Origin of the sequence: Rhizobium sp. 'Codium 1', from assembly GCF_020889605.1 — a bacterium.
In the GTDB taxonomy this organism is placed as follows: domain Bacteria; phylum Pseudomonadota; class Alphaproteobacteria; order Rhizobiales; family Rhizobiaceae; genus Allorhizobium; species Allorhizobium algae.
Window position 1 is genome coordinate 70,370 of record NZ_JAJGPW010000002.1, and the last position, 20,044, is coordinate 90,413.

Here is a 20,044-nt window from a genome sequence, read left to right on the forward strand (position 1 = left end):
GGAGTATTCCATCAAATTCGGCTGACCGCAAATCGTCGCTGGAAAGGTCGGGAACAGGCCGCGCTGCTACCCGTTTCATACGCAAGCCACCACAAGGAACAAGCCGTGTCCCTCATCAGGCAGGAAAGACTTCTCCTCATCCCGATCGCCGTCGCCATCATCGCCTGGTTCTCAGAACATGCGGTGCTGGAAATGGGTCAGGCGACCTCTCTGGTCGGCGCTGCGGTTCTGATCGCCGCCATTGTCGTGGGCTCCATGCGGGTCGCCCATCATGCGGAAATCCTCGCCCACAAGGTTGGCGATCCCTATGGCACGATGATCCTGACGCTTTCGGCCGTCGCTGTGGAAGTCCTGATCCTCGCCATCATGATGAACAACGGCGCCTCCCCCACCCTGGTGCGCGACACGATCTATTCGGCCGTGATGCTCGACATCAACGGCATTCTCGGCCTCGCCGCTCTGCTCGGGGGGTTGAAGCACGGCGAACAGCCCTACAATGACGACAGTGGCAAAACCTATGGCGTGATGATCCTGACGGCCATGGGCATATCGATGATCGTCCCGGAATTCGTGCCGTCTGACCGCTGGCAATATTATTCCGCCTTCACGATCGGGGCGATGATTGCGCTCTACGCGCTGTTCCTGCGCATGCAGGTCGGAACCCACAGCTACTTCTTCTCCTACAGCTATCCCGGCCGTGAAGCGGGTCGCCCAGCGGAGACGCCGCCCGCCACGCCGCCGAAGGAAGCCCCGGCCGTGGACGAGGCGCATAAGGGATCGACGATCTGGTCCATCGCCGTGATCCTCTTCGGTGTCGTCCTGATCGGCGTTCTCGCCGAGATCATGTCGGTCATGATGGATGCCGGCCTCGAAGGCACCGAAGCGCCGGTCGCCTTGACGGCGATCCTCGTGGCCGGCATTTCCGCTGCCCCGGAAATACTCACCGCCCTGCGCGCAGCCTTGCGAAACCGCATGCAGGCCGTGGTCAACATCGCCATGGGCGCATCCCTCTCCACCGTCATCCTCACGGTGCCTGTGATGGAGGCAATCGCGCTTTACACGGGCCAGCCCTTCGTCATGGCCATGACCCCGGTACAGACGACAATGGTTGCCATTACCCTCGTCGCGGCCGCCATCAATCTCAACGACGGCGAGACGAATGCAATTGAGGGCATGACCCATTTCGTTCTCTTCGCCACCTTCATCATGCTCGCTTTTCTCGGCCTCTGAGGCGCGCGGCAAGCCCATCCATCGCCGTTCGGGCACGGCTCCGTGAGCAATTGGTCGCGGAACTTTTGGGGAAAGCTGCCGTTCCTCCCGCAAGGATCGGCCTCCATTGGGCCTCCCGCCGCATTCTCAACACGATGCGGATGATGATCGCCCCTGCGGATCACCGGGGGGCCAACTCGGGAGTCGAACGTGAAGAGATTGGACGTGATCGATGGCATGCGGGGTTACTTCCTCGTCTTCATGCTGATCAACCACCTGGTGTTCACCGGGGGCCTCTGGCTCGTTGAAATCAACCACCGCAACCTCGCTTTCGTCGAAGATGCACAGGGCTTCGTCTTCCTCTCGGGCCTGTTGACCGGCATGGTCTACAGCCGCAAGATGATGAAGGACGGCTATACCGCCGGCCGTGACAAGATCTGGTCGCGTGCGCTGGAACTCTATCGCTACGCCATGGCGATCATCCTGATCGTACTCGCTCTCCAGCTCATCTTGCCGGGTGCCGTGTCCGCCTGGGAAAATTGGCTGGGCGATGCCAGCCTGCTCGACCCGAGTTCGCTGGCTCCCATTGCCACCTTCCTTGTCCAGCCGACATTCATGGACATCCTGCCGCAATACATCGCCTATATGGTTTTCGCGCCCGTGGTGATCTGGCTTTGCCTGCGGGGCAACTGGCTCGGCGTCGCAATCGGCTCCCTGCTGGTCTGGCTCGCAGCCCAGCTCGGCCTTCATCGCATCCTCACCTACCCGCTCGACGCCTGGCTGGCTGGCGCGCCGGATGAGAACGGCCTGCGCGTTTCGTTCAACCTGCTGGGCTGGCAGATCGTCTTCTTCGCCGGCATCATCGCGGGCACGCTGACCTCGATGAAGAAGATCGAATGGCAGAAGGTTTTCGACCCTGGTCGCACGACACTCGTCTGGACCGCACTCGCTATCACCCTCTTCTTCCTGCCGCTGCGCGTCGCGACCGCCCATGGCTTCATGCCGGGCTTCGTGCTGGAAAAATTCGGCCTGATGGAAGTCCGCGCCGATTTCGGCCCCGTCTATCTGATCAACTTTGCAGCCGTCGCCTATGGCCTCGCCTGGATCCTGATCGCCGGCCCGCGCCACGAAAATGCACTGATCCGCCGGATCGCCTCGACACTGACAAGCCTCTTCACGCTGAACATCCTCCAGCTCCTGGGCCGTCATTCGCTCCAGATCTACGTCTGGCACGTGCTGATCGTCTACGCGGTCTACTATCTCGATGCCCGTACGCCCGAACTGTCGCAACTGACCAAGACCGCGATCACCTTTGCGGCGCTCGGCCTTCTCACCCTGCCCGCCCTGTGGCGAGACCGGGAGAAGATCTTCGCCAACGCACCGTATGTCGGCAACGGCATAAAAACCCCGGCATGACATCAGACCGCACCAAGACAGGCGGATGCCTGAGCCAGTGCCCCAATGCGAAAAGGGCCCGCCTTATGGCGAACCCTTCGGAAAAACCCTTAACGTCGGTCTTATTTCAGCGAGGCGCAGAAGCGCTGGATGCGGCTGCAGGCTTCTTCCAGTTTCTCGTTGGACGTCGCGTAGGACACACGGAAGTTCGGGCCGAGGCCGAAGGACGAGCCGTGCACGGTGGCAACACCCTCGGTCGCCAGAAGCTCCATGACAAAGTCCTCGTCGGCTGCAATGACCTTGCCGGAGGGCGCGGTCTTGCCGATCAGTGCAGCGCAGGACGGATAGACATAGAAGGCGCCTTCCGGCTTGGGGCACACAATGCCCGAGGCCTGGTTCAGCATCGAGACAACCAGATCGCGGCGCTCTTCGAAGGCCTTCTTCGATTCCGTGATGAAGTCCTGCGGACCGTTCAGCGCCTCGACGGCCGCCCACTGGGCAACCGAGCAGGCACCTGAGGTCTGCTGGCCCTGGATCATGTCCATGGCCTTGATCAGCGGCAGCGGGCCTGCCGCATAACCGATACGCCAGCCGGTCATCGCATAGGCCTTGGAGACGCCGTTCATCGTCAGGGTGCGCTCGTAGAGCGCGGGCTCGACCTGGGCAGGCGTGTAATAGACGAAGTCGCCGAAGACGAGATGCTCGTACATGTCGTCGGTCAGAACCCAGACATGCGGGTGCTTCATCAGCACGTCGGTCAGCGCCTTCAGTTCTTCCTTGCTGTAAGCAGCACCCGAGGGGTTGGACGGCGAATTGAACATGAACCACTTGGTCTTCGGCGTGATCGCCTTGTCCAACTGCTCGGCGGTGAGCTTGAAGTCGTTCTCGAGTGTCGTTTCGACGAAAACGGGCGTGCCACCGCACAGTGCGATCATTTCCGGGTAGGACACCCAGAAAGGCGCCGGGATGACGACTTCATCGCCCGGATTGATTGTCGCCATGAAGGCATTGAAAAGAATCTGCTTTCCACCCGTGCCGACAATGACCTGCTCGGGCTTGTAGTCGAGACCGTTCTCCCGCTTGAACTTGTCAGCGATCGCCTTGCGCAGTTCCGGAATGCCGGCAACCGGCGTGTACTTCGTCTCGCCGCGGGCGATGGCGGCCACAGCCGCATCCTTGATGTTTTGGGGCGTGTCGAAATCAGGCTCACCAACGGAAAGCGAAATCACATCTTTCCCTTGCGCTTTGAGTTCCCGGGCCATCTGCGTGACGGCGATGGTCGCGGAAGGCTTGATGCGGGAAAGGGCGTCGGCGAGGAAAGCCATTGTGCAGGTCCTGAGCTGATTGAACATCGGCCCCGGTCACTGGGGCCTCAGGTCCAAGCTCTATGGCGAAAGAGGCCCCGCCTTTCAAGCCAAAAGCATCGGAAGCTGAAGAGAATCGAACCATGGCGCGGTCTCCCCATCCGCACCAATTTTGCGCTGACCGGCGAAATCACAATTCGATATGCGAAACGCCACAATTTCGTCGTTCTGCGGACGTGATCACACGGTTTCATGCGGTCAAGTCAACGAGACGAAGGCACCCGCCATGGATTACGAATTGGAAGCACGCACACCTCCTTCCCGTCGGAGCCGATCCCTCGCGTGGTTGGCGGCCGCCAGCGGCCTGGCTCTGGCCCTGTTTATGTTCGCCAGCCCCGGCGCCGCCACGCCACCCGCCACAGCGCCAGTCGCCCAAAGTCTGACGGTTCACGACACCCGTGCCGACCATCTGACGACGGGAAGCATCGCACGCGCCGCCCCCGTTCGGCTCGTCCATGTCCCAGCCTCACACGGCCAGGACCTCCCACTGCCGCAGACCGAGCGCCATCTTCTCATTCTCCTTCTGCTCGCCTGCTTCGCCGTCATGGCGGCCGGGGGCCTGGCCCTGTGGAAGCGCGGCTGGCACGACATCGTCCAGCGCGCCCGGGCAGAAGACGTCTAAGAAAATAGTCTACTTGATATATATGTAGTTTCGTAGATACTATCCTCCACCAATTGGAGGAGCCATCATGAAACGCATTGCAGTTCTGGGTGCCGGTCTCGGCGGCACGATCATGGCCTATGAATTGAGAGACCGCCTCGGCCGGGAGGTCGAGATCGATCTCCTGAGCAAGGGGCCGACCTACTCCTTTGTGCCATCCAACCCCTGGGTAGCCGTCGGCTGGCGCGGACGGGAAGAAATCGAGGTGGACCTTCGCCCCGCCTGCGCCAAGCGCAATGTCACCCTGCACAGCCAGGGCGCGGCCCGCGTTCACCCGGGTGAAAACCGGGTCGAAATGCTCGATGGCAGCTCACTCGACTATGACTACCTGGTCATCGCCACCGGCCCTGATCTCGCCTTTGACGAAATCGAAGGCTTCGGTCCAGACCACCACACGCAATCCGTCTGCCACATCGATCACGCACTTGCGGCGAAGGAAGCCTTCGACAAGCTCGTCGCAAATCCCGGCCCTGTCGTCATCGGCGCGGTCCAGGGCGCTTCCTGTTTCGGCCCGGCCTATGAATTCGCGTTCATACTCGACAAGGCGCTCCGCGATGCCAAGGTCCGCGACCGCGTTCCCATGACCTTTGTCACCTCCGAACCCTATATCGGTCATCTCGGGCTGGATGGTGTCGGAGACACCAAGGGCCTGCTCGAAAGCGCACTGCGCTCCAAGCACATCAAATGGGTGACGAACGCCCGCGTGAACCGGTTCGAGAGCGACAAGGTCGTCGCCGAGGAGATCAACGAGGACGGCACCGTCAAGGCGACCCACGAGATCCCCTCGGTCTACACGATGATGCTCCCGGCCTTCCGCGGCATCGAGGCGGTCAGAGACATCGAGGGCCTGACCAATCCGCGCGGCTTCATCCTCACCGACAAACACCAGCAGAACCCGACCTACAGCAACGTCTTTTCTGTCGGCGTCTGCGTCGCGATCCCGCCCATAGGCAAGACGCCGGTGCCTGTCGGCGTACCGAAGACCGGCTTCATGATTGAATCCATGGTGACGGCCACGGCGCACAACATCGCCAATCTCATCGCCGGAGAGGAAGCCAATGCGCAAGGGACCTGGAACGCCGTCTGCCTCGCCGATTTCGGCGATGGCGGCATCGCCTTCGTCGCCCAGCCGCAATTGCCGCCCCGCAACGTCAACTGGTCGTCACAGGGCAAATGGGTTCACGCCGCGAAGATCGGCTTCGAGAAATACTTCCTCTACAAGGTGAAGCTCGGCAAGTCGGAGCCCTTCTACGAAAAGCTCGCCTTGCAGGCTCTCGGCATCGACAAGCTGAAGGCCGTCAGCTTCGACAGTTGATGCACGGCGGCGGCGCCTCTTCACAATTCGGTCAGGAGGCGCAGCCTGCCCACTCCACGTCTTGCCACAGGCATTTCCATCCCCACATTGACCAGAAGTCATGAGATATGCCGGGACGAGGAGATGAAGATGCTGAACCTGTCGGACAAGACCAAGCTGCTGGCAGCGCCCATTGTTGCACTCGCCCTCGCCCTGCCCGCCTCGGCACAGGACCAGTCGGAGCATCATGCCGGCAATGTCACCCTGAAGGTTACCACCGTCGCCGGCGACCTGGAACATCCCTGGTCCGTCGAGGTCTTGCCTGATGGAGCCTATGTGGTGACCGAGCGCCCCGGCCGCATGCGCATAATAAGAGATGGAAAGGTCGGCGAGCCTCTGCGCGGGCTACCGGCGATCGCCGCCGTCGGTCAGGGCGGCCTTCTCGATGTGGCGCTCGCGAAGGACTTTGCCGAAACGCGGCAGCTGTTCTTCACTGCGGCTGTCCCCGGTCCGGGAGGCCAGGGCACCGCCGTCTTTTCAGCCCGCCTCAGCGAGAACGAGCAACGCCTCGAAGAGGTCGACCGCATCTTCCTGATGAACAAGCTGACAAGGGCCGGCCAGCATTTCGGATCGCGCATCGCCATCGCAGCCGATGGCAGCCTCTTTTTCGGCATCGGCGATCGGGGCGACGACGATCGCGCCCAGGATCCCGCTGACCACGCCGGCAAGATCCTGCACATCAAACCGGACGGCAGCCCGGCAAATGGAAACCCGCAGGGTCAGGCCCTGCCGGAGGTCTGGTCAAGCGGCCACCGCAACCCACAGGGCCTTGCGATCGATCCCGCCGACAACCGTCTCTACACGGTTGAACACGGTGCCCGCGGTGGAGACGAGATCAACGCGCCGCAGGCCGGCAAAAACTACGGTTGGCCCGTCATCTCCTACGGCAAGCATTATTCGGGCGCTGAGATCGGCATTGGACAGTCCGCCGACGGCTACGAGCAACCGCTCCACTACTGGGACCCGTCGATCGCACCCGGGGCGCTTGCCATCTACCGCGGCACAATGTTTCCGGAATGGGACGGCGACTTTCTGGTCGCAGCCCTGAAATACCAACTCCTGGCGCGCATGGAACGCAACGACGAAGGCTCATTTGAAACCGAAGAGCGGATGTTGGGTGGCGAATATGGACGTATCCGGGACGTGAAAGTCGCGCCGGACGGCTCAATTCTGTTGGTGACCGACGAAGAGGACGGCCAATTGCTGCGCATTACGCGTGGCAGCGACAGCTGAAGACTGCCAAGACCAGGCCGCACGTCCCCGCAAGGAAGCAAATCTGGGCGGAAATAGCTGCCAGACGGCGGCGATATCAGGCTACGGCGAAAATCGAACACGAGAAATTTTCACCCGCAAAACTCCGTGTTTGCGCAGCCAATTTACCCAATCTCCATCGCAAGCGATGCAAATTTTCGGCGAAATGGCGCCAGGAGAGCTTTTTGGTCTCGCGAATCACGTTGTTCGCACTGAAAACAAAGGACTCTCACCCACGAAAGGGTTAAAACTTTCGCTTGCCAATTTTCGACAAAGCAAGCACTCTTCCACTGTTCGGGCAATTTTGCGAGCATGGGAAGACCTATAAAGTAATGCGCGCCGGGGACGCTATAACAACCCCGGGCCGACCAACTACAGTGGATGGCAACATGCACTTGGCTAGTCTGCGGTAACAGGGCCCCTTTCCTCTAATTTCGACAAATGCCTGCCGCTCACCCGCTCGCGGGTACATTGCAATGCTGCCCCGCCGAATATGGGCAGAGAGAAAAGGACCTGACGCATGGCCGAGACTGGCACTGTAAAATTCTTCAATACCGACAAGGGCTTTGGCTTCATCAAGCCCGACAACGGCGGCGCGGACATCTTCGTCCATATCTCCGCAGTTCAGGCATCGGGCCTATCGGGTCTGACCGAGAACCAGAAGGTCAGCTTCGACACCGAGCCCGATCGCCGTGGCAAAGGCCCCAAGGCCGTGAACCTGCAGATCTCCGGCTGATACGAACCGGATCTCCACGAATTGCGGCCCGGCATTATTGCCGGGTTTTTTCGTTCAGCCTGCGTTCAGGCGGTGCCTCATAGATTGCAATCATCGCCGGCGGCCCGAACAGCCAGAACCGGCCCATGGTTTAGCCAAGGCTGAGGAACAGACGTCATGATGAAATTTGCGCAAAACGCTCTACTTGCTGCTGCAGTCACCCTGACACCCATCGCCGCTGCAACGCAGGCCGAAGCCGGTGACCGCAACTATCGCCATCACCGGTCCGACGATGCCCTCGCCCTCGGCGTGATTGGCCTGGCGACCGGCGTCATCGTCGGCTCAGCGCTTGCAAATCCTGCGCCACAGCGCCGCGTCTATGTCGACCGGCCGGTCTCCGTCTACAACGAGCCGGACTACTATGTCGACGATTACCCGCCGCCGCCGCCGCGCCACACCTATCGTCCGCGCCCGGTCTATCAGCAGCCGCGCCCCGTCGTTCAGTCCTATGGCATCGAGCCCTGGACCGGCGCTTGGTATGACTACTGCGCCCAGCGCTACCGCAGCTTCAACGCGCGCACTGGCACCTTCGTCGGCTATGACGGCCGCACGCATTTCTGCACGGCCGGCTGAGCCGCGACCGTAACCGCACCGCAGAATCGAAAAAGCGCCGGTCACCCGGCGCTTTTGTCGTTCAGAGACCCTGAATGAAGGGATTGGAGCGCCGCTCGTCGCCGATCCGGCTGCCCGGCCCGTGCCCGCAGATGAAGCCTACGTCATCGCCAAGCGGCAGGACCTTGTCGCGGATCGAGTTCATCAGGGTTTGATGATCACCGCCTGGCAGATCCGTCCGCCCGACGGACCCGCTGAACAAGACGTCACCGAGATGGGCGAACTGCTGGCCACGATTGAAATAGATGACATGACCCGGGGCATGGCCCGGGCAGTGATAGACCTCGAAGACGTGATCGCCGAAGGAGACCGTTTGCCCATCCTCCAGCCACTGATCCGGAACGACGCTGCGCAGCCCGTAAATGCCATAGGACGCCGCCTGGGTCTCGATACGCTGCAACAGCGGCAGGTCGTCCTTGTGCGGCCCGACAATGCTGAGCCCCGTCTTTTCCTTGAGTTCGGCAGCACCGCCGGCATGATCGAGATGACCATGTGTCAGCCAGATCGCCTTGAGCGTGATGCCATTCTCCGCGATCACCTGCAGGATGACATCGACATCGCCACCCGGATCGACGATCACGCCTTCACGGGTCTCGTCGTCGAAGAGGATGGTGCAGTTCTGCTGGAACGGTGTGACGGGGATGATGCCCGCTTGAATCTTTCCCATGGGCTGACGGTCCTTCTCTCAGTTCGGTAAGGCGCCTTAGCATGGCCCTGCTCCGAGAGAAACCGCGAGCCGGCCAGCCGGTTTGGCGGTCAGCGCGACAGGCCGTAAACCTGCGACACCGGAGAGGCGGGAAGAATGGACGCCTGCGCAACCAGGAAGCTCGCCACCATGATCTTCGCGGTGAAGACGAGCATGGCGACAGGCCGTAGGCTGGAAGTCTGGGTCGTGTGCTCGCGGTCCGTCATGGTCGTTGTCCTCTCTCCTTTCGCAAACCTCGCCGATACGGCTTGTCCCGGGCTTGCGCTTGATCACTGCGGGTTTAACGAGGCTGACGGCGATAGGTTTCGTAGCCTCGCCTGTAAGCTGTGCGATCTGCGTAAATTTGTTGGAAATTTGCTACACTTGCGCATAGTTTTGCCTGCAATCCCCGCCAGTGAGACGGGGGATGAACGGCCGGCCGCGCAAAGACGGCTTGGCGCGGGGAAGCATCGGCCCTGAACGATGAGTGATGAGCCGGCGGTCGCGAGCGATTTCGCGCACGCCGGAGGAAAGGAATGACGAGCGTGGCCCGACAGTCTGCGACGAAGACTGCCAAGAAGACTCTGCCGGATCTGCCGGTGGTCGACGACAAGTCGATCGACTTCGAAACCATCGAAAGCCTGTTTTTCGCCTATCGCGATTTCGTTTCCGACCCGGATGCCATCCTTGCCAAGCTTGGCTATGGCCGCGCCCATCACCGGGTGGTCCATTTCGTCAGTCGCCGCCCCGGCATGACGGTCGCCGACCTCCTGTCCATCCTGCAGATAACCAAACAGAGCCTGGCCCGCGTGCTGAAGGAACTGATCGACAGCGGCTACATCCGCCAGATGGCCGGCCCCGCCGATCGCCGCCAGCGACGCCTCTATCCCACGCTCGCCGGCCGGGAACTTGCGCTCGCCCTCTCCGAGCCCCAGTCCCGCCGGGTAGCCAACGCCATGGAGGGCATGACATCAGACGAGCGCGCGGCGGTGCGCCGCTTCCTCGAGGGCATGCAGAGACAGACCGTGATACAGACCCTCGAGACGGATGGAGCAGACTGACGTGTCGAAGAAGATTGAGCTCACCGACGATGCCCCTCATCTCCTGGTGGTCGATGACGACACCCGTATCCGCGATCTCCTGCACCGTTTCCTGACGGAGAAGGGTTTTCGTGTCTCGATTGCAGCCGACGCCGCCGAAGCGCGGCGCAAGCTGGAGGGCCTGAGTTTCGATCTCCTCGTGCTCGACGTCATGATGCCGGGCGAATCCGGCCTGTCGCTCACCCAGAGCCTGTCGGATGAAAAGCGAGTGCCGATCATTCTTCTCACCGCCCGATCCGAGGCCGACAGCCGCATTGCCGGTCTCGAAGCCGGTGCTGACGATTATCTCGCCAAGCCATTCGATCCGCGCGAACTGGTGCTCAGGATCAACAACATCCTGAAGCGCAACATGAACCCGGATGCTCCCAAGATCGAACAGGTCATGTTCGGCCCCTACACCTTTTCGGTTCTGCGCAAGGAATTGCGCAAGGGAGCCGAAATCATCCGCCTTACCGACCGCGAGCAGGATATCATGTATCTCTTCGCCACCCGCGCCGGCGACACGATCCCGCGGCACGAACTGGTCGGCAATGATGCCGAGGTCGGCGAGCGCACGATTGACGTTCAGATCAACCGTCTCAGGCGAAAGATCGAGGATGACCCCGCCAACCCCGTCTGGCTGCAGACGGTCCGCGGCATCGGCTACCGCCTGAGCATGGATTGAAGCCTTCGACGACGGTGCGCGCTGCGCCGGGGAAGTAGTGGAACATGACGCTGTTCGATCAGATCCGTCGCGATCAGGACCGCAGCCCGGCGACCGGACTGCCGGGCATGCTGCGCTGGCTGCGGCACCGGCTGCCGACCGGTCTCTACGCCCGCTCGCTGCTCATCATCATCCTGCCGATGCTGATCCTGCAGACCGTCGTCGCCTTCGTCTTCATGGAGCGCCATTGGCAGCTGGTGACCGAACGTCTCTCCGAAGCCGTCACCCGTGACATCTCGGCTGTCATCGAGCTGATCGAGCTCTACCCGGAGAAAGAGGAATTCGACAAGATCGTCAACGTGGCGGCCAATCGGCTGAACCTGATCGTCTCTCTGGAGCCGGGCACGGAGCTCCCCTCGCCCCGCCCGCGCCCGTTCTTCTCCATCCTCGACCAGATTCTGTCCGACGAAATCGCCGAGCAGATCCGTCGCCCCTTCTGGATCGATACGGTCGGCACCTCACGTCTTGTCGAGATCCGCATCGCCCTCGGCGACCAGACATTGCGCATCTTCGCCTCGCGCAATTCGGCCTATGCGTCCAACACCCATATCTTCCTCGTCTGGATGGTCTCGACGGCGCTGGTCCTGATCGTCATTTCCATCCTCTTCCTGCGCGGCCAGATCAGGCCAATCATGGCATTGGCCAACGCGGCGGAAAGTTTCGGCAAGGGCCAGCGCCTGTCGGAAGGCTTCTCGCCGCGCGGCGCCGACGAGGTGCGCCGCGCCGGCCTCGCCTTCATCCTCATGCGCGAGCGCATCGAGCGCCAGATGGAGCAACGCACGGCCATGCTGGCCGGCGTCAGCCACGACCTGCGCACCATCCTCACCCGCTTTCGCCTGCAACTGGCACTCGCCGGCGACGGACCGGAAATCGACAGCCTCAATCAGGACATCGACGACATGCAGAGCATGCTCGAAGGCTACCTGGATTTTGCCAAGGGAGAGGTGGAAGAGGATGTCGGCAGGCTCGACCTTGGCGAACTCTTCGAGCGGATCGAAGCCGATTTCGCGCTGCATGACCGAAAGCTGACCTGGAAGCTGGAAGGCGATCCTCTGGTCTTTGTCCGTCCCAACGCCTTCACGCGCCTGGTCACGAACCTTGCCTCCAATGCCCGCCGCTATGCGCACCGCCTCGACATCGACGCGCGCCATACGGCGAAATGGCTGGTGATCGTTTTCGACGACGATGGGCCGGGCATTCCCAAGGAAGCGCGCGACGACGTCTTCAAGCCCTTCTATCGCCTCGACGAGGCACGCAACCTCGACGCATCGGGCACGGGCCTGGGTCTGGCCATCGCCCGCGACATCGCGCGCAGCCATGGCGGCAATGTCACCCTCGAAGACAGTCCGCTGGGCGGCCTGCGCGCAATCATCCGTGTTCCGGTTTGAAACCTGATCCTGCAAAGAAAATGGGCCGAAGCCCCCGTAATCACATCAGCTTCTGGCCGTTGGGCACCGGCTGTTCGACGGCTGCCAGCACGATCGCCCCGTTGGCGTCTTCGAAGCCGAGCGTCAGAACCTCGGACCGAAAAGGCCCGATCTGACGCGGCGGAAAATTGACCACACCAAGTACTTGGCGCCCTATCAGCGTCTCCGGCGTGTAATGCACGGTGATCTGCGCAGACGACTTCTTGATGCCGATCTCGGGGCCGAAATCGATCTTCAGCTTGAAGGCCGGCTTGCGTGCCTCCGGAAAGGCTTCGACCTCCACGATCGTGCCGACACGAATGTCGACTTTTTCGAAGTCGGCAAAGCTGATCTCGGAGCCGGTCATTCGGCCAGCTCCTCGGCCCGCTTGCGCGCCGCCTCGATCGCCAGATCAAACAGCGGCTGCATGCCGTCCTCGGCCATCAGCACGGAGAGCGCCGCTGCCGTCGTGCCCCCTGGTGAGGTGACGTTCTTGCGCAATTGGGCAGCCGGGTCGGGGGACTGGTGCAACAATTCACCAGCCCCCGCGACCGTTTCCCGTGCGAGACGCATGGCGAGGTCCGCCGGCAGGCCCGCTTTCCGGCCTGCCTCTGCCATGCATTCGACGAGATAGAATACATAGGCCGGACCGCTGCCCGAGACTGCGGTCACGGCATTGATGTCTGCTTCGCTTGTCACCCACTCGACAGGGCCGGAAACCTGGAGCAGGCGATGGACGATATCACGCTGACTGTCGGAAACGGCAGCATTGGCGAAGGCGCCGGTGACGCCGCGTCCGACCATGGCAGGCGTGTTCGGCATGGCACGCACCATGGCCGCCTTGCCGAGATGCCCTTCCATCGAGGCAAGCGTCTTGCCGGCGGCGACGGAGACCACCGTCGTCTGCGGGCCGACGAGAGACTTGAGGCCGGGCAGCACAGCATCCATGACCTGCGGCTTCAGGGCGAGGAAGAGAATGTCGGCGGCAAGGCCTTCCGGGGGCGTTACCGCATGGCGCGCACCGGCCTCGTTGATCGCCGCGACCATTTTTTCGGAAGGACCGGGATCGAGCACCGTCACCGTCGACCCGGGCACACCGCTCTTCAGCCAGCCGGCCAGCATGGCGCCGCCCATGTTCCCTGCCCCGACGAGAACGATCTGTCCGAATGCGGCACCCGTCATGCTCAGGCTTCTCCGACCGTCTCGAACAGAACGGCGTCCATGGCGCTCTTGGCGTCGACGCCGGACCAGACCACGAACTGGAAGGCCTGGTAATAGGCTTCGCAGGCATCGACAGCGGAAGAGAGCAGCACTTCGACCTGGCGATTGGTCGGCTCCGCGCCGCCTGCGAGCAGCAGCGACTGGCGGAAGATCACCACATCCTCGTTCCGCCACAGGTCGAAATGGCCCATCAGGACTTGACCATTGATGTAGGAGAGCAGCTTGATGACTTCGTTGAGCCGGTTTTCGGGGATCTTGAGGTCGAAGGCGGACGCCAGATGCAGCGCCTCGAACTCCTCCATCCAGGAGAAGGAGACATTGTAGTCGGCCCAACGCCCTTCGACGGTCATTGCGATTTCGTCTTCGCCCGAACGCTCGAACGACCAGTCATTGGTCGCCGCGACGAACTCGATCATGTCGACCGGGTTTGACTGGCGTTCGACTTCGATTTCCATGAGGCTCATGCATCACCTTATTGACCGGAATGAATACGGGCACCCGGCGAACCGCCGGGTCACTCGGACACCTGAACCGGAAATTACTGAAAACGATTCCGAAGGACCCCAGGATAGAACACGCACCCTGCCCGAAACTTACGCGGCACCACTCAGAATCATCGTTGAAAATCAGTGTATAATCGTCAGGGTCCAGCACCAGCCCCCATAGCGACATTTGGCCTACACGCCTGTGGATGGCGCTTTCAGAATCGCCTTTGCATCACCCCATAAGCGACTCTGGCGATTGGCTTTTTGCCACCTGTCCACAAGCTGCATTTTTTTCGTCGCAGATGGCCCCGCAGGGACCGGTCAAGGTGCTGAAATAACAAAAAGACCCAAAGCCACAGGCAATGGGTCTTCACCAGATCCGCAAATGAAGGTCGATCCGCCCGAACGGAGGCAGCCGCCTTACTTGGCCTTGGCCGAAAGCTGTGCTTCGAGAACCTCGATGCGCTTCTGCAGGGCCTCATTCTCTTCGCGTGCCTTGAGCGCCATCTCGCGCACCACGTCGAACTCCTCGCGCTTGACGAGGTCCATGCTGTTCAGCCATCGCTCGGCCTGGGCGTGGAAGGCAGTTTCCACTTCCTTGCGCACGCCTTGCGCGGCGCCGGCGGCATCGGTCATCAACTTGGCGAAATCATCGAGAATACGGTTGGGGCCGGTCGACATGGAAAACTCCTCTCAAGCAGACTGCGGACTGGGATTGAACCCTTGAAGAAGGAGGTAGGACCAGATCCGCCGGCATGCAAGGCGGCAACGATAGATAAAGGTGGTTGACGGTGTCGCAGACGGCCCGATTCCATCTTGACCGTGCCATTGTGCAACGCCATTTTCCAGCAGCATTAACGAAAGTACTCCATTGTTGTCAGTTCTGGACCTTTTCGCCGCCGTATCCTTTCCCGCGATCGACCCGGTCGCCTTCTCGATCGGACCGCTGGCGGTCCACTGGTATGGGCTGGCCTATGTCGCCGGCATCCTCCTCGGCTGGATGATCGCCCGCGACTTGCTGAAACGCCCGCATCTGTGGCCAAACGGCCAGGCACCGGCCACCCTGCAGCAGATCGATGACTTCATCCTCTGGGCCGCGATCGGCGTCGTCGCCGGCGGACGCATCGGCTATATCTTCTTCTACGATTTTGCCTCGGTGGCAGCCAGTCCGATGCGTGCATTCGAGGTGTGGAACGGCGGCATGTCCTTCCATGGCGGCTTCATTGGCGCGACGCTCGCCATGGTCTTCTTTGCCCGCAAGCATCAGATCCGCCTCTGGAGCCTCTTCGACCTGGTGGCGAGTGTCGTACCGCTCGGCCTGCTGTTCGGCCGCATCGCCAACTTCATCAATGGCGAGCTCTGGGGTCGCCCGGCCGATATGCCCTGGGCCATGGCCTTCCCGACCGGTGGCCCTTTCCCCCGTCATCCGAGCCAGCTCTACGAAGCGGCCCTGGAAGGCCTTATGCTGCTGATCATACTCCAGCTCCTGGCGCGTTATTTCGGCGCCTTGCTCAGGCCCGGCCGCGTCACCGGGATCTTCGTCGCAGGCTATGCGGCTGCCCGGATCTTCGTCGAGTTCTTCCGCGAGCCAGACGTCCAGATCGGCTATCTCTTCGGTGGCTGGCTGACCATGGGCATGGTCCTGTCCTTGCCCATGCTGCTCATCGGGATCGTCATCTTCATGCGGGCTGGCCGCGCCACCCCTGTGACGCAAGGCTGAGGAGCGCCGATGGCCACACCGCTCGCCCAGAAGATCAAGTCGCTGATATCGGCCCATGGCCCGATCAGCGTCACCGATTATTTTGCTCTTTGCCTCGCCGATCCCGAACACGGCTACTACCGGACCCGAAATCCCTTCGGCCGGGATGGCGACTTCGTGACAGCGCCAGAGGTCAGCCAGCTCTTCGGCGAGATGCTCGGCATCTTCATGATCAACACCTGGCAGCGCCATGGTGAACCCCGCGACGTGCGCCTGGTCGAGATCGGACCCGGCCGCGGCACGATGATGGCCGACATGCTGCGCGTCATCTCCCGCGCGGCCCCCAATCTCTACGAGACCGCCACGGTGCATCTCGTCGAAACCAGCGCTCTCTTGAAACTCACGCAGATGGAAACCCTGTCCTCCCACGGCGACAAGGTTTCCTGGCACGAGAGCTTCGACGGCGTGCCGGAAGGCTTCACGCTGCTCGCCGCCAACGAGCTCTTCGACGCCATCCCGATCCGGCAGTTCGTCAAGACGCAGAAGGGGTTTCGCGAGCGCATGGTCGGCCTCGACGAAAACGACGAACTCTGCTTCACGCTGGGTGTCGCCACGCTCGATCCCGCCATGCTGCCACAAGGCATGAGCCTGCCCGCCGATGGCGAGATCTTCGAAGTGGCGCCTGCCCGCCAATCGGTGATGCTGACGATCTGCGAGCGCCTGGTCGCACATCACGGCACAGCTCTGGTCATCGACTACGGTCACATGGTCACCAACTTCGGCGACACGCTTCAGGCGGTGCGCGCCCACGAATATGACCCGCCCCTGGCCCATCCGGGCCACGCCGATCTGACGAGCCATGTCGACTTCGAAAATCTCGCCCGCACAGCCCTTGCGGCCGGCGTCCATCTCAACGGCTGCATGCACCAGGGCGATTTCCTGGTCGGGCTCGGCATCGAGCAGCGGGCGGCGTCCCTCGGCCGCGACAAGGACGAAAAGATGCAGACCGAAATCGTCGAGGCCGTGCATCGCCTGGCCGGCGCCGGCAACGGCTATATGGGCGAACTGTTCAAGGTCATGGCCGTCTCCATGCCCGCGGTCCAATTGCAGCCTTTCAAACCCAAGGATTGACACGGACGTGCGTGATCTGCACGATCGCGCCCGTTCCAATAGGCTCGAAATCGAAGAAAGCCGATTGAATCCAATCATTTCGCAGCATCCGCATCGCATGAGCGTGATTTGCCAAGGCTCAGGAGACAGATCATGAGCACAGCCGACCAGCCACGCCCCATCACCGCCGAGAGTCTGGACACCGCATTTGCAGCCGGCATCCGCCATGGCTTCTTCACCCGCGACGGCGGCGTCTCCGAAGGGATTTACCGCGGCCTGAATGTCGGCCTCGGCTCGAACGACGATCCGGAGAAAGTCCGCGAAAACCGCCGCCGCGTCAGCGCCTGGTTCGGCCTGCCGCCGGACCGCCTCGCCACGGCACACCAGGTCCATTCGCCCGACGTCGTGGTGGTGACCGCCGAATACGATGGAAGCCGCCCCCAGGCCGATGCCCAGGTGACTGCGAGCCCCGGCGTGGTCCTCGGCGTGCTGACGGCAGATTGCGGCCCGATCCTTTTTGCCGATCCGGAAAACCGGGTGATCGGTGCCGCTCATGCCGGCTGGAAAGGTGCACTTGCTGGTGTGCTGGAAAACACGATCGAGGCCATGATTGCGCTCGGCGCGCAACGCGACAAGATCCGCGCCACGCTTGGGCCCTCGATCTCCCAGGCGAGTTACGAGGTCGGCCCCGAATTCGTCGATCGTTTCATTGCAACCGACCGCGACTTTGAGGCTTTCTTCATACCGTCCGCCAAGCCAGGTCATGCCATGTTTGATCTGCCGGGCCTGACAGTCAGGCGCCTGAACCGCGCCGGCGTGAGGGCCGACAGCATCGGCATATGCACCTATGCGGCTCCTGAAACGTTCTTTTCCTATCGCCGGACCACCCATGCGGGAGAACCCGATTATGGGCGCCAGATTTCCGCGATTGCGATGATGGAGGACTGAGATGGCCTTGCACTTCACCGAAAGCGAGTTTTCCGCCCGTCGCGCCCGCCTGATGGCGCGCATGGCCGAGGAGAAACTTGATGCCCTGCTGCTCTTCGCGCAGGAAAGCATGTACTGGCTCACCGGTTTCGACAGCTTCGGCTACTGCTTCTTCCAGACCCTGGTGGTCAAGGCAGACGGAACGCTGACGCTACTCACCCGCACACCAGACCTGCGCCAGGCAAAGCAGACATCGACGATCGAGAATATTGTTGTCTGGGTCGACCGCTTGAACGCAGACCCCGCTGTCGACCTGAGGAACCTGCTCAGCGATCTCGATCTCCTGGGCATGCGAGTCGGCGTCGAATATGACACCCATGGCATGACCGGCCGCGTCGCGCGCCTCGTCGACAACCAACTCACCAATTTCTGCCAGGTAATGGACGCGTCCTATCTCGTCAGCACCCTGCGGCTGGTGAAATCCCCGGCCGAGATCGCCAAGGTCACTCATGCCGCCGAACTGGCTGACCTCGCCTACGATGCCGCCCTGCCCCTGATCGGGCCCGATGCCGACGAGGCGGAAATCCTGGCCGCAATGCAATCCGCGGTTCTGGCCGGCGGAGGCGACTATTCCGCCAATCCCTTCGTCATCGGCTCGGCCGCCGATGCATTGCTTTGCCGTTACAAGTCCGGCCGGCGTCGACTGTCGCAGACGGATCAGCTCACGATCGAATGGGCCGGCGTCTCGGCCCACTACCATGCGCCGATGCTGCGCACCGTGCTTGTGGGCAACCCGACGGCACGGCACCGGGAACTGCATACGGCAGCCCTCGATGGCATGAGGGCGATCGAGCACGTGCTCCGCCCCGGCCACACCTTCGGCGAGGTCTTCGACGCCCATGCCAAGATCATGGACGACCGTGGCCTGACCCGGCACCGCTTCAATGCTTGCGGTTACTCGGTCGGCGCCCGTTTCGCCCCTTCCTGGATGGAGCACCAGATGTTCCACGCCGGCAATCCCGAGGTGATCGCGGCCGACATGACGCTCTTCGTGCATATGATCATCATGGACAGCGATCGGGAAACGGCAATGACCGTGGGTCATACCTATCTGACCACGGAGACGGCACCCCGCGCCCTGTCGCGCCACCCGCTCGACCTGATCAACCTGTGAGCTGGCGCATCAGGCAGTCTGCGTTGCAGTAACGCGGTTTTGCCTGTCCATTCAGGGAATTGACAGGCAAAGCATGCTAGGCCCATTAATTGTGACAGGAGTGAAAGGGAAGGACCCGCCGTGGTGAAACATTCCCATAAAGGATCCAGGAGCCGCGCCGCAGCCATCGGCTTGCTGATGCTGCTTACCGGTTGCAACAGCACCGACGTCCTGACGCCACCCGCAGATGTCGGCGATGGCAGCCAGCCTTCCCCCTACTCCCAGCAGCTCGCTGCCCCTGCCGGGGGCGGCCAGGCTGTGCAGAGCGCGCCGCTCGGCCAGTCTGGCGCCTATGCAGAGCCGCTCCGCGGCCCGCAGAACTCGCTGGAGGCCCAGGCTGTGGCGCTCGCGCAGGGCGGACGCAATCCGGCCGCGTCCACGCCGCTTGATGGCGCAGGCAGCCAGGCCTTCCCGAGCGCGCCGCAACAGCCGGCTCGCCAGACCTCCCCGCCGGCAGCCCAAAGCCAGCAGGCGGCCCTTCCCCCGGCTGCACAGGCGACCGGCAGCGTCCGCTTCCTGCCGATCATCGGTGCGCCGGTTCAGGCCGTGACGCCCCTCTCCCGCCAGCTCGGTGCGGAGGCCCGCGCCCGAGGCCTCACCATCAAGAGCGCGAGCGACGCTTCCAGCGAACATATCCTGAAGGGCTACTTCTCGGCCTTCTCCGACAGCGGCAATGTCACCATCACCTATGTCTGGGACATACTCGACGCGAGTGGCGGACGCCTGCACCGGATCCAGGGCCAGGAGGTGGTCGCCTCCGGCGCGCAGGACCCATGGGCGGCCGTCCCGGCCTCGGTCATGCAGCAGATTGCCACCAAAAGCATGGCCGAATATGTATCATGGCGGAACAGTCGCGCCGGCTGACGCCCACCGA

At 62.1% G+C, this 20,044-nt stretch carries 22 protein-coding genes; 15 read left to right on the forward strand and 7 right to left on the reverse strand.

What is annotated here, in order from left to right; translation table 11 throughout:
- The first annotated feature begins 105 nt into the window (after positions 1-105).
- Positions 106-1,230, forward strand: a complete 1,125-nt coding sequence (locus LJE98_RS05570) for a calcium:proton antiporter (protein ID WP_229574041.1) — start codon at positions 106-108, stop codon at positions 1,228-1,230.
- Between the two features lie 189 nt (positions 1,231-1,419).
- Positions 1,420-2,625: an OpgC family protein gene (locus LJE98_RS05575; RefSeq protein WP_229574043.1), complete on the forward strand. Its 1,206-nt coding sequence runs from the start codon at positions 1,420-1,422 to the stop codon at positions 2,623-2,625.
- Positions 2,626-2,726: 101 nt separating this feature from the next.
- On the opposite strand, the gene LJE98_RS05580 is transcribed toward LJE98_RS05575, so the two are convergent.
- Positions 2,727-3,929 (reverse strand): pyridoxal phosphate-dependent aminotransferase, encoded by a 1,203-nt coding sequence (locus LJE98_RS05580; protein ID WP_229574044.1) that lies wholly within the window; start codon positions 3,927-3,929, stop codon positions 2,727-2,729.
- A 361-nt stretch (positions 3,930-4,290) separates the two neighbouring features.
- On the opposite strand from LJE98_RS05580, the gene LJE98_RS05585 reads away from it, so the two are divergent.
- From LJE98_RS05585 to LJE98_RS05605, 5 genes are all read left to right on the forward strand, one after another.
- Complete coding sequence (locus LJE98_RS05585) at positions 4,291-4,590, forward strand: hypothetical protein (RefSeq protein WP_229574046.1); 300 nt, start codon at positions 4,291-4,293, stop codon at positions 4,588-4,590.
- A gap of 67 nt (positions 4,591-4,657) precedes the next feature.
- Positions 4,658-5,944 (forward strand): NAD(P)/FAD-dependent oxidoreductase, encoded by a 1,287-nt coding sequence (locus LJE98_RS05590; RefSeq protein WP_229574047.1) that lies wholly within the window; start codon positions 4,658-4,660, stop codon positions 5,942-5,944.
- A 123-nt stretch (positions 5,945-6,067) separates the two neighbouring features.
- Complete coding sequence (locus tag LJE98_RS05595; protein ID WP_229574049.1) at positions 6,068-7,216, forward strand: PQQ-dependent sugar dehydrogenase; 1,149 nt, start codon at positions 6,068-6,070, stop codon at positions 7,214-7,216.
- Between the two features lie 538 nt (positions 7,217-7,754).
- Positions 7,755-7,970 carry a cold-shock protein gene (locus tag LJE98_RS05600; RefSeq protein WP_006725577.1) on the forward strand — a complete coding sequence of 72 codons (216 nt, stop codon included), beginning with the start codon at positions 7,755-7,757 and terminating at the stop codon, positions 7,968-7,970.
- 156 nt (positions 7,971-8,126) lie between these two features.
- Positions 8,127-8,582, forward strand: a complete 456-nt coding sequence (locus LJE98_RS05605) for a BA14K family protein (RefSeq protein ID WP_229574050.1) — start codon at positions 8,127-8,129, stop codon at positions 8,580-8,582.
- A gap of 61 nt (positions 8,583-8,643) precedes the next feature.
- Here the strand turns inward: LJE98_RS05605 and LJE98_RS05610 are convergent, their stop codons facing one another.
- Entirely contained in the window at positions 8,644-9,288 is a 645-nt protein-coding gene (locus LJE98_RS05610; protein WP_229574051.1) for an MBL fold metallo-hydrolase, read from the reverse strand.
- Positions 9,289-9,377: 89 nt separating this feature from the next.
- Positions 9,378-9,533 carry a hypothetical protein gene (locus tag LJE98_RS05615; protein WP_229574052.1) on the reverse strand — a complete coding sequence of 52 codons (156 nt, stop codon included), beginning with the start codon at positions 9,531-9,533 and terminating at the stop codon, positions 9,378-9,380.
- 309 nt (positions 9,534-9,842) lie between these two features.
- Here LJE98_RS05615 and LJE98_RS05620 point away from each other — a divergent pair, with 309 nt between their 5' ends.
- From LJE98_RS05620 to LJE98_RS05630, 3 genes are read left to right on the forward strand one after another with little or no spacing between them, the layout of a single operon-like run.
- The gene (locus LJE98_RS05620; protein WP_229574053.1) at positions 9,843-10,367 is read left to right on the forward strand and encodes a MarR family winged helix-turn-helix transcriptional regulator; all 525 of its coding nucleotides are present in this window, start codon (positions 9,843-9,845) and stop codon (positions 10,365-10,367) included.
- Positions 10,354-11,070 carry a response regulator gene (locus LJE98_RS05625; protein WP_229574054.1) on the forward strand — a complete coding sequence of 239 codons (717 nt, stop codon included), beginning with the start codon at positions 10,354-10,356 and terminating at the stop codon, positions 11,068-11,070. The genes LJE98_RS05620 and LJE98_RS05625 overlap by 14 nt, the downstream gene beginning before the upstream one ends.
- Positions 11,071-11,114: 44 nt before the next feature.
- A complete protein-coding gene (locus LJE98_RS05630) occupies positions 11,115-12,497 on the forward strand; it encodes an ATP-binding protein (protein WP_229574055.1) in 1,383 nt (460 codons plus the stop codon).
- A gap of 40 nt (positions 12,498-12,537) precedes the next feature.
- On the opposite strand, the gene LJE98_RS05635 is transcribed toward LJE98_RS05630, so the two are convergent.
- The 4 genes from LJE98_RS05635 to LJE98_RS05650 all read right to left on the reverse strand — a co-directional run bounded on the left by LJE98_RS05635 (position 12,538) and on the right by LJE98_RS05650 (position 14,902).
- The gene (locus LJE98_RS05635) at positions 12,538-12,882 is read right to left on the reverse strand and encodes a tRNA-binding protein (RefSeq protein WP_229574056.1); all 345 of its coding nucleotides are present in this window, start codon (positions 12,880-12,882) and stop codon (positions 12,538-12,540) included.
- Positions 12,879-13,697 (reverse strand): pyrroline-5-carboxylate reductase, encoded by an 819-nt coding sequence (gene proC / locus LJE98_RS05640; RefSeq protein WP_229574060.1) that lies wholly within the window; start codon positions 13,695-13,697, stop codon positions 12,879-12,881. Before proC ends, LJE98_RS05635 begins: the two co-directional genes overlap by 4 nt.
- Before the next feature lie 2 nt (positions 13,698-13,699).
- Positions 13,700-14,200, reverse strand: a complete 501-nt coding sequence (locus LJE98_RS05645; protein WP_229574062.1) for a YbjN domain-containing protein — start codon at positions 14,198-14,200, stop codon at positions 13,700-13,702.
- 441 nt (positions 14,201-14,641) lie between these two features.
- Positions 14,642-14,902, reverse strand: a complete 261-nt coding sequence (locus tag LJE98_RS05650) for an accessory factor UbiK family protein (protein WP_229574063.1) — start codon at positions 14,900-14,902, stop codon at positions 14,642-14,644.
- A 190-nt stretch (positions 14,903-15,092) separates the two neighbouring features.
- On the opposite strand from LJE98_RS05650, the gene lgt reads away from it, so the two are divergent.
- The 5 genes from lgt to LJE98_RS05675 all read left to right on the forward strand — a co-directional run bounded on the left by lgt (position 15,093) and on the right by LJE98_RS05675 (position 20,034).
- Entirely contained in the window at positions 15,093-15,941 is an 849-nt protein-coding gene (gene lgt, locus LJE98_RS05655; RefSeq protein WP_229574064.1) for a prolipoprotein diacylglyceryl transferase, read from the forward strand.
- Positions 15,942-15,950: 9 nt separating this feature from the next.
- On the forward strand, positions 15,951-17,051 hold the full coding sequence (locus LJE98_RS05660) for a class I SAM-dependent methyltransferase (RefSeq protein ID WP_229574065.1): 1,101 nt from the start codon (positions 15,951-15,953) through the stop codon (positions 17,049-17,051).
- A 132-nt stretch (positions 17,052-17,183) separates the two neighbouring features.
- Entirely contained in the window at positions 17,184-17,978 is a 795-nt protein-coding gene (pgeF, locus tag LJE98_RS05665; RefSeq protein WP_229574066.1) for a peptidoglycan editing factor PgeF, read from the forward strand.
- Between the two features lies 1 nt (position 17,979).
- Positions 17,980-19,131, forward strand: coding sequence for a M24 family metallopeptidase (locus tag LJE98_RS05670; RefSeq protein WP_229574067.1), 1,152 nt, complete (start codon positions 17,980-17,982; stop codon positions 19,129-19,131).
- A gap of 177 nt (positions 19,132-19,308) precedes the next feature.
- Positions 19,309-20,034, forward strand: coding sequence for a hypothetical protein (locus tag LJE98_RS05675; RefSeq protein ID WP_229574933.1), 726 nt, complete (start codon positions 19,309-19,311; stop codon positions 20,032-20,034).
- The last annotated feature ends 10 nt before the right edge of the window (positions 20,035-20,044 follow it).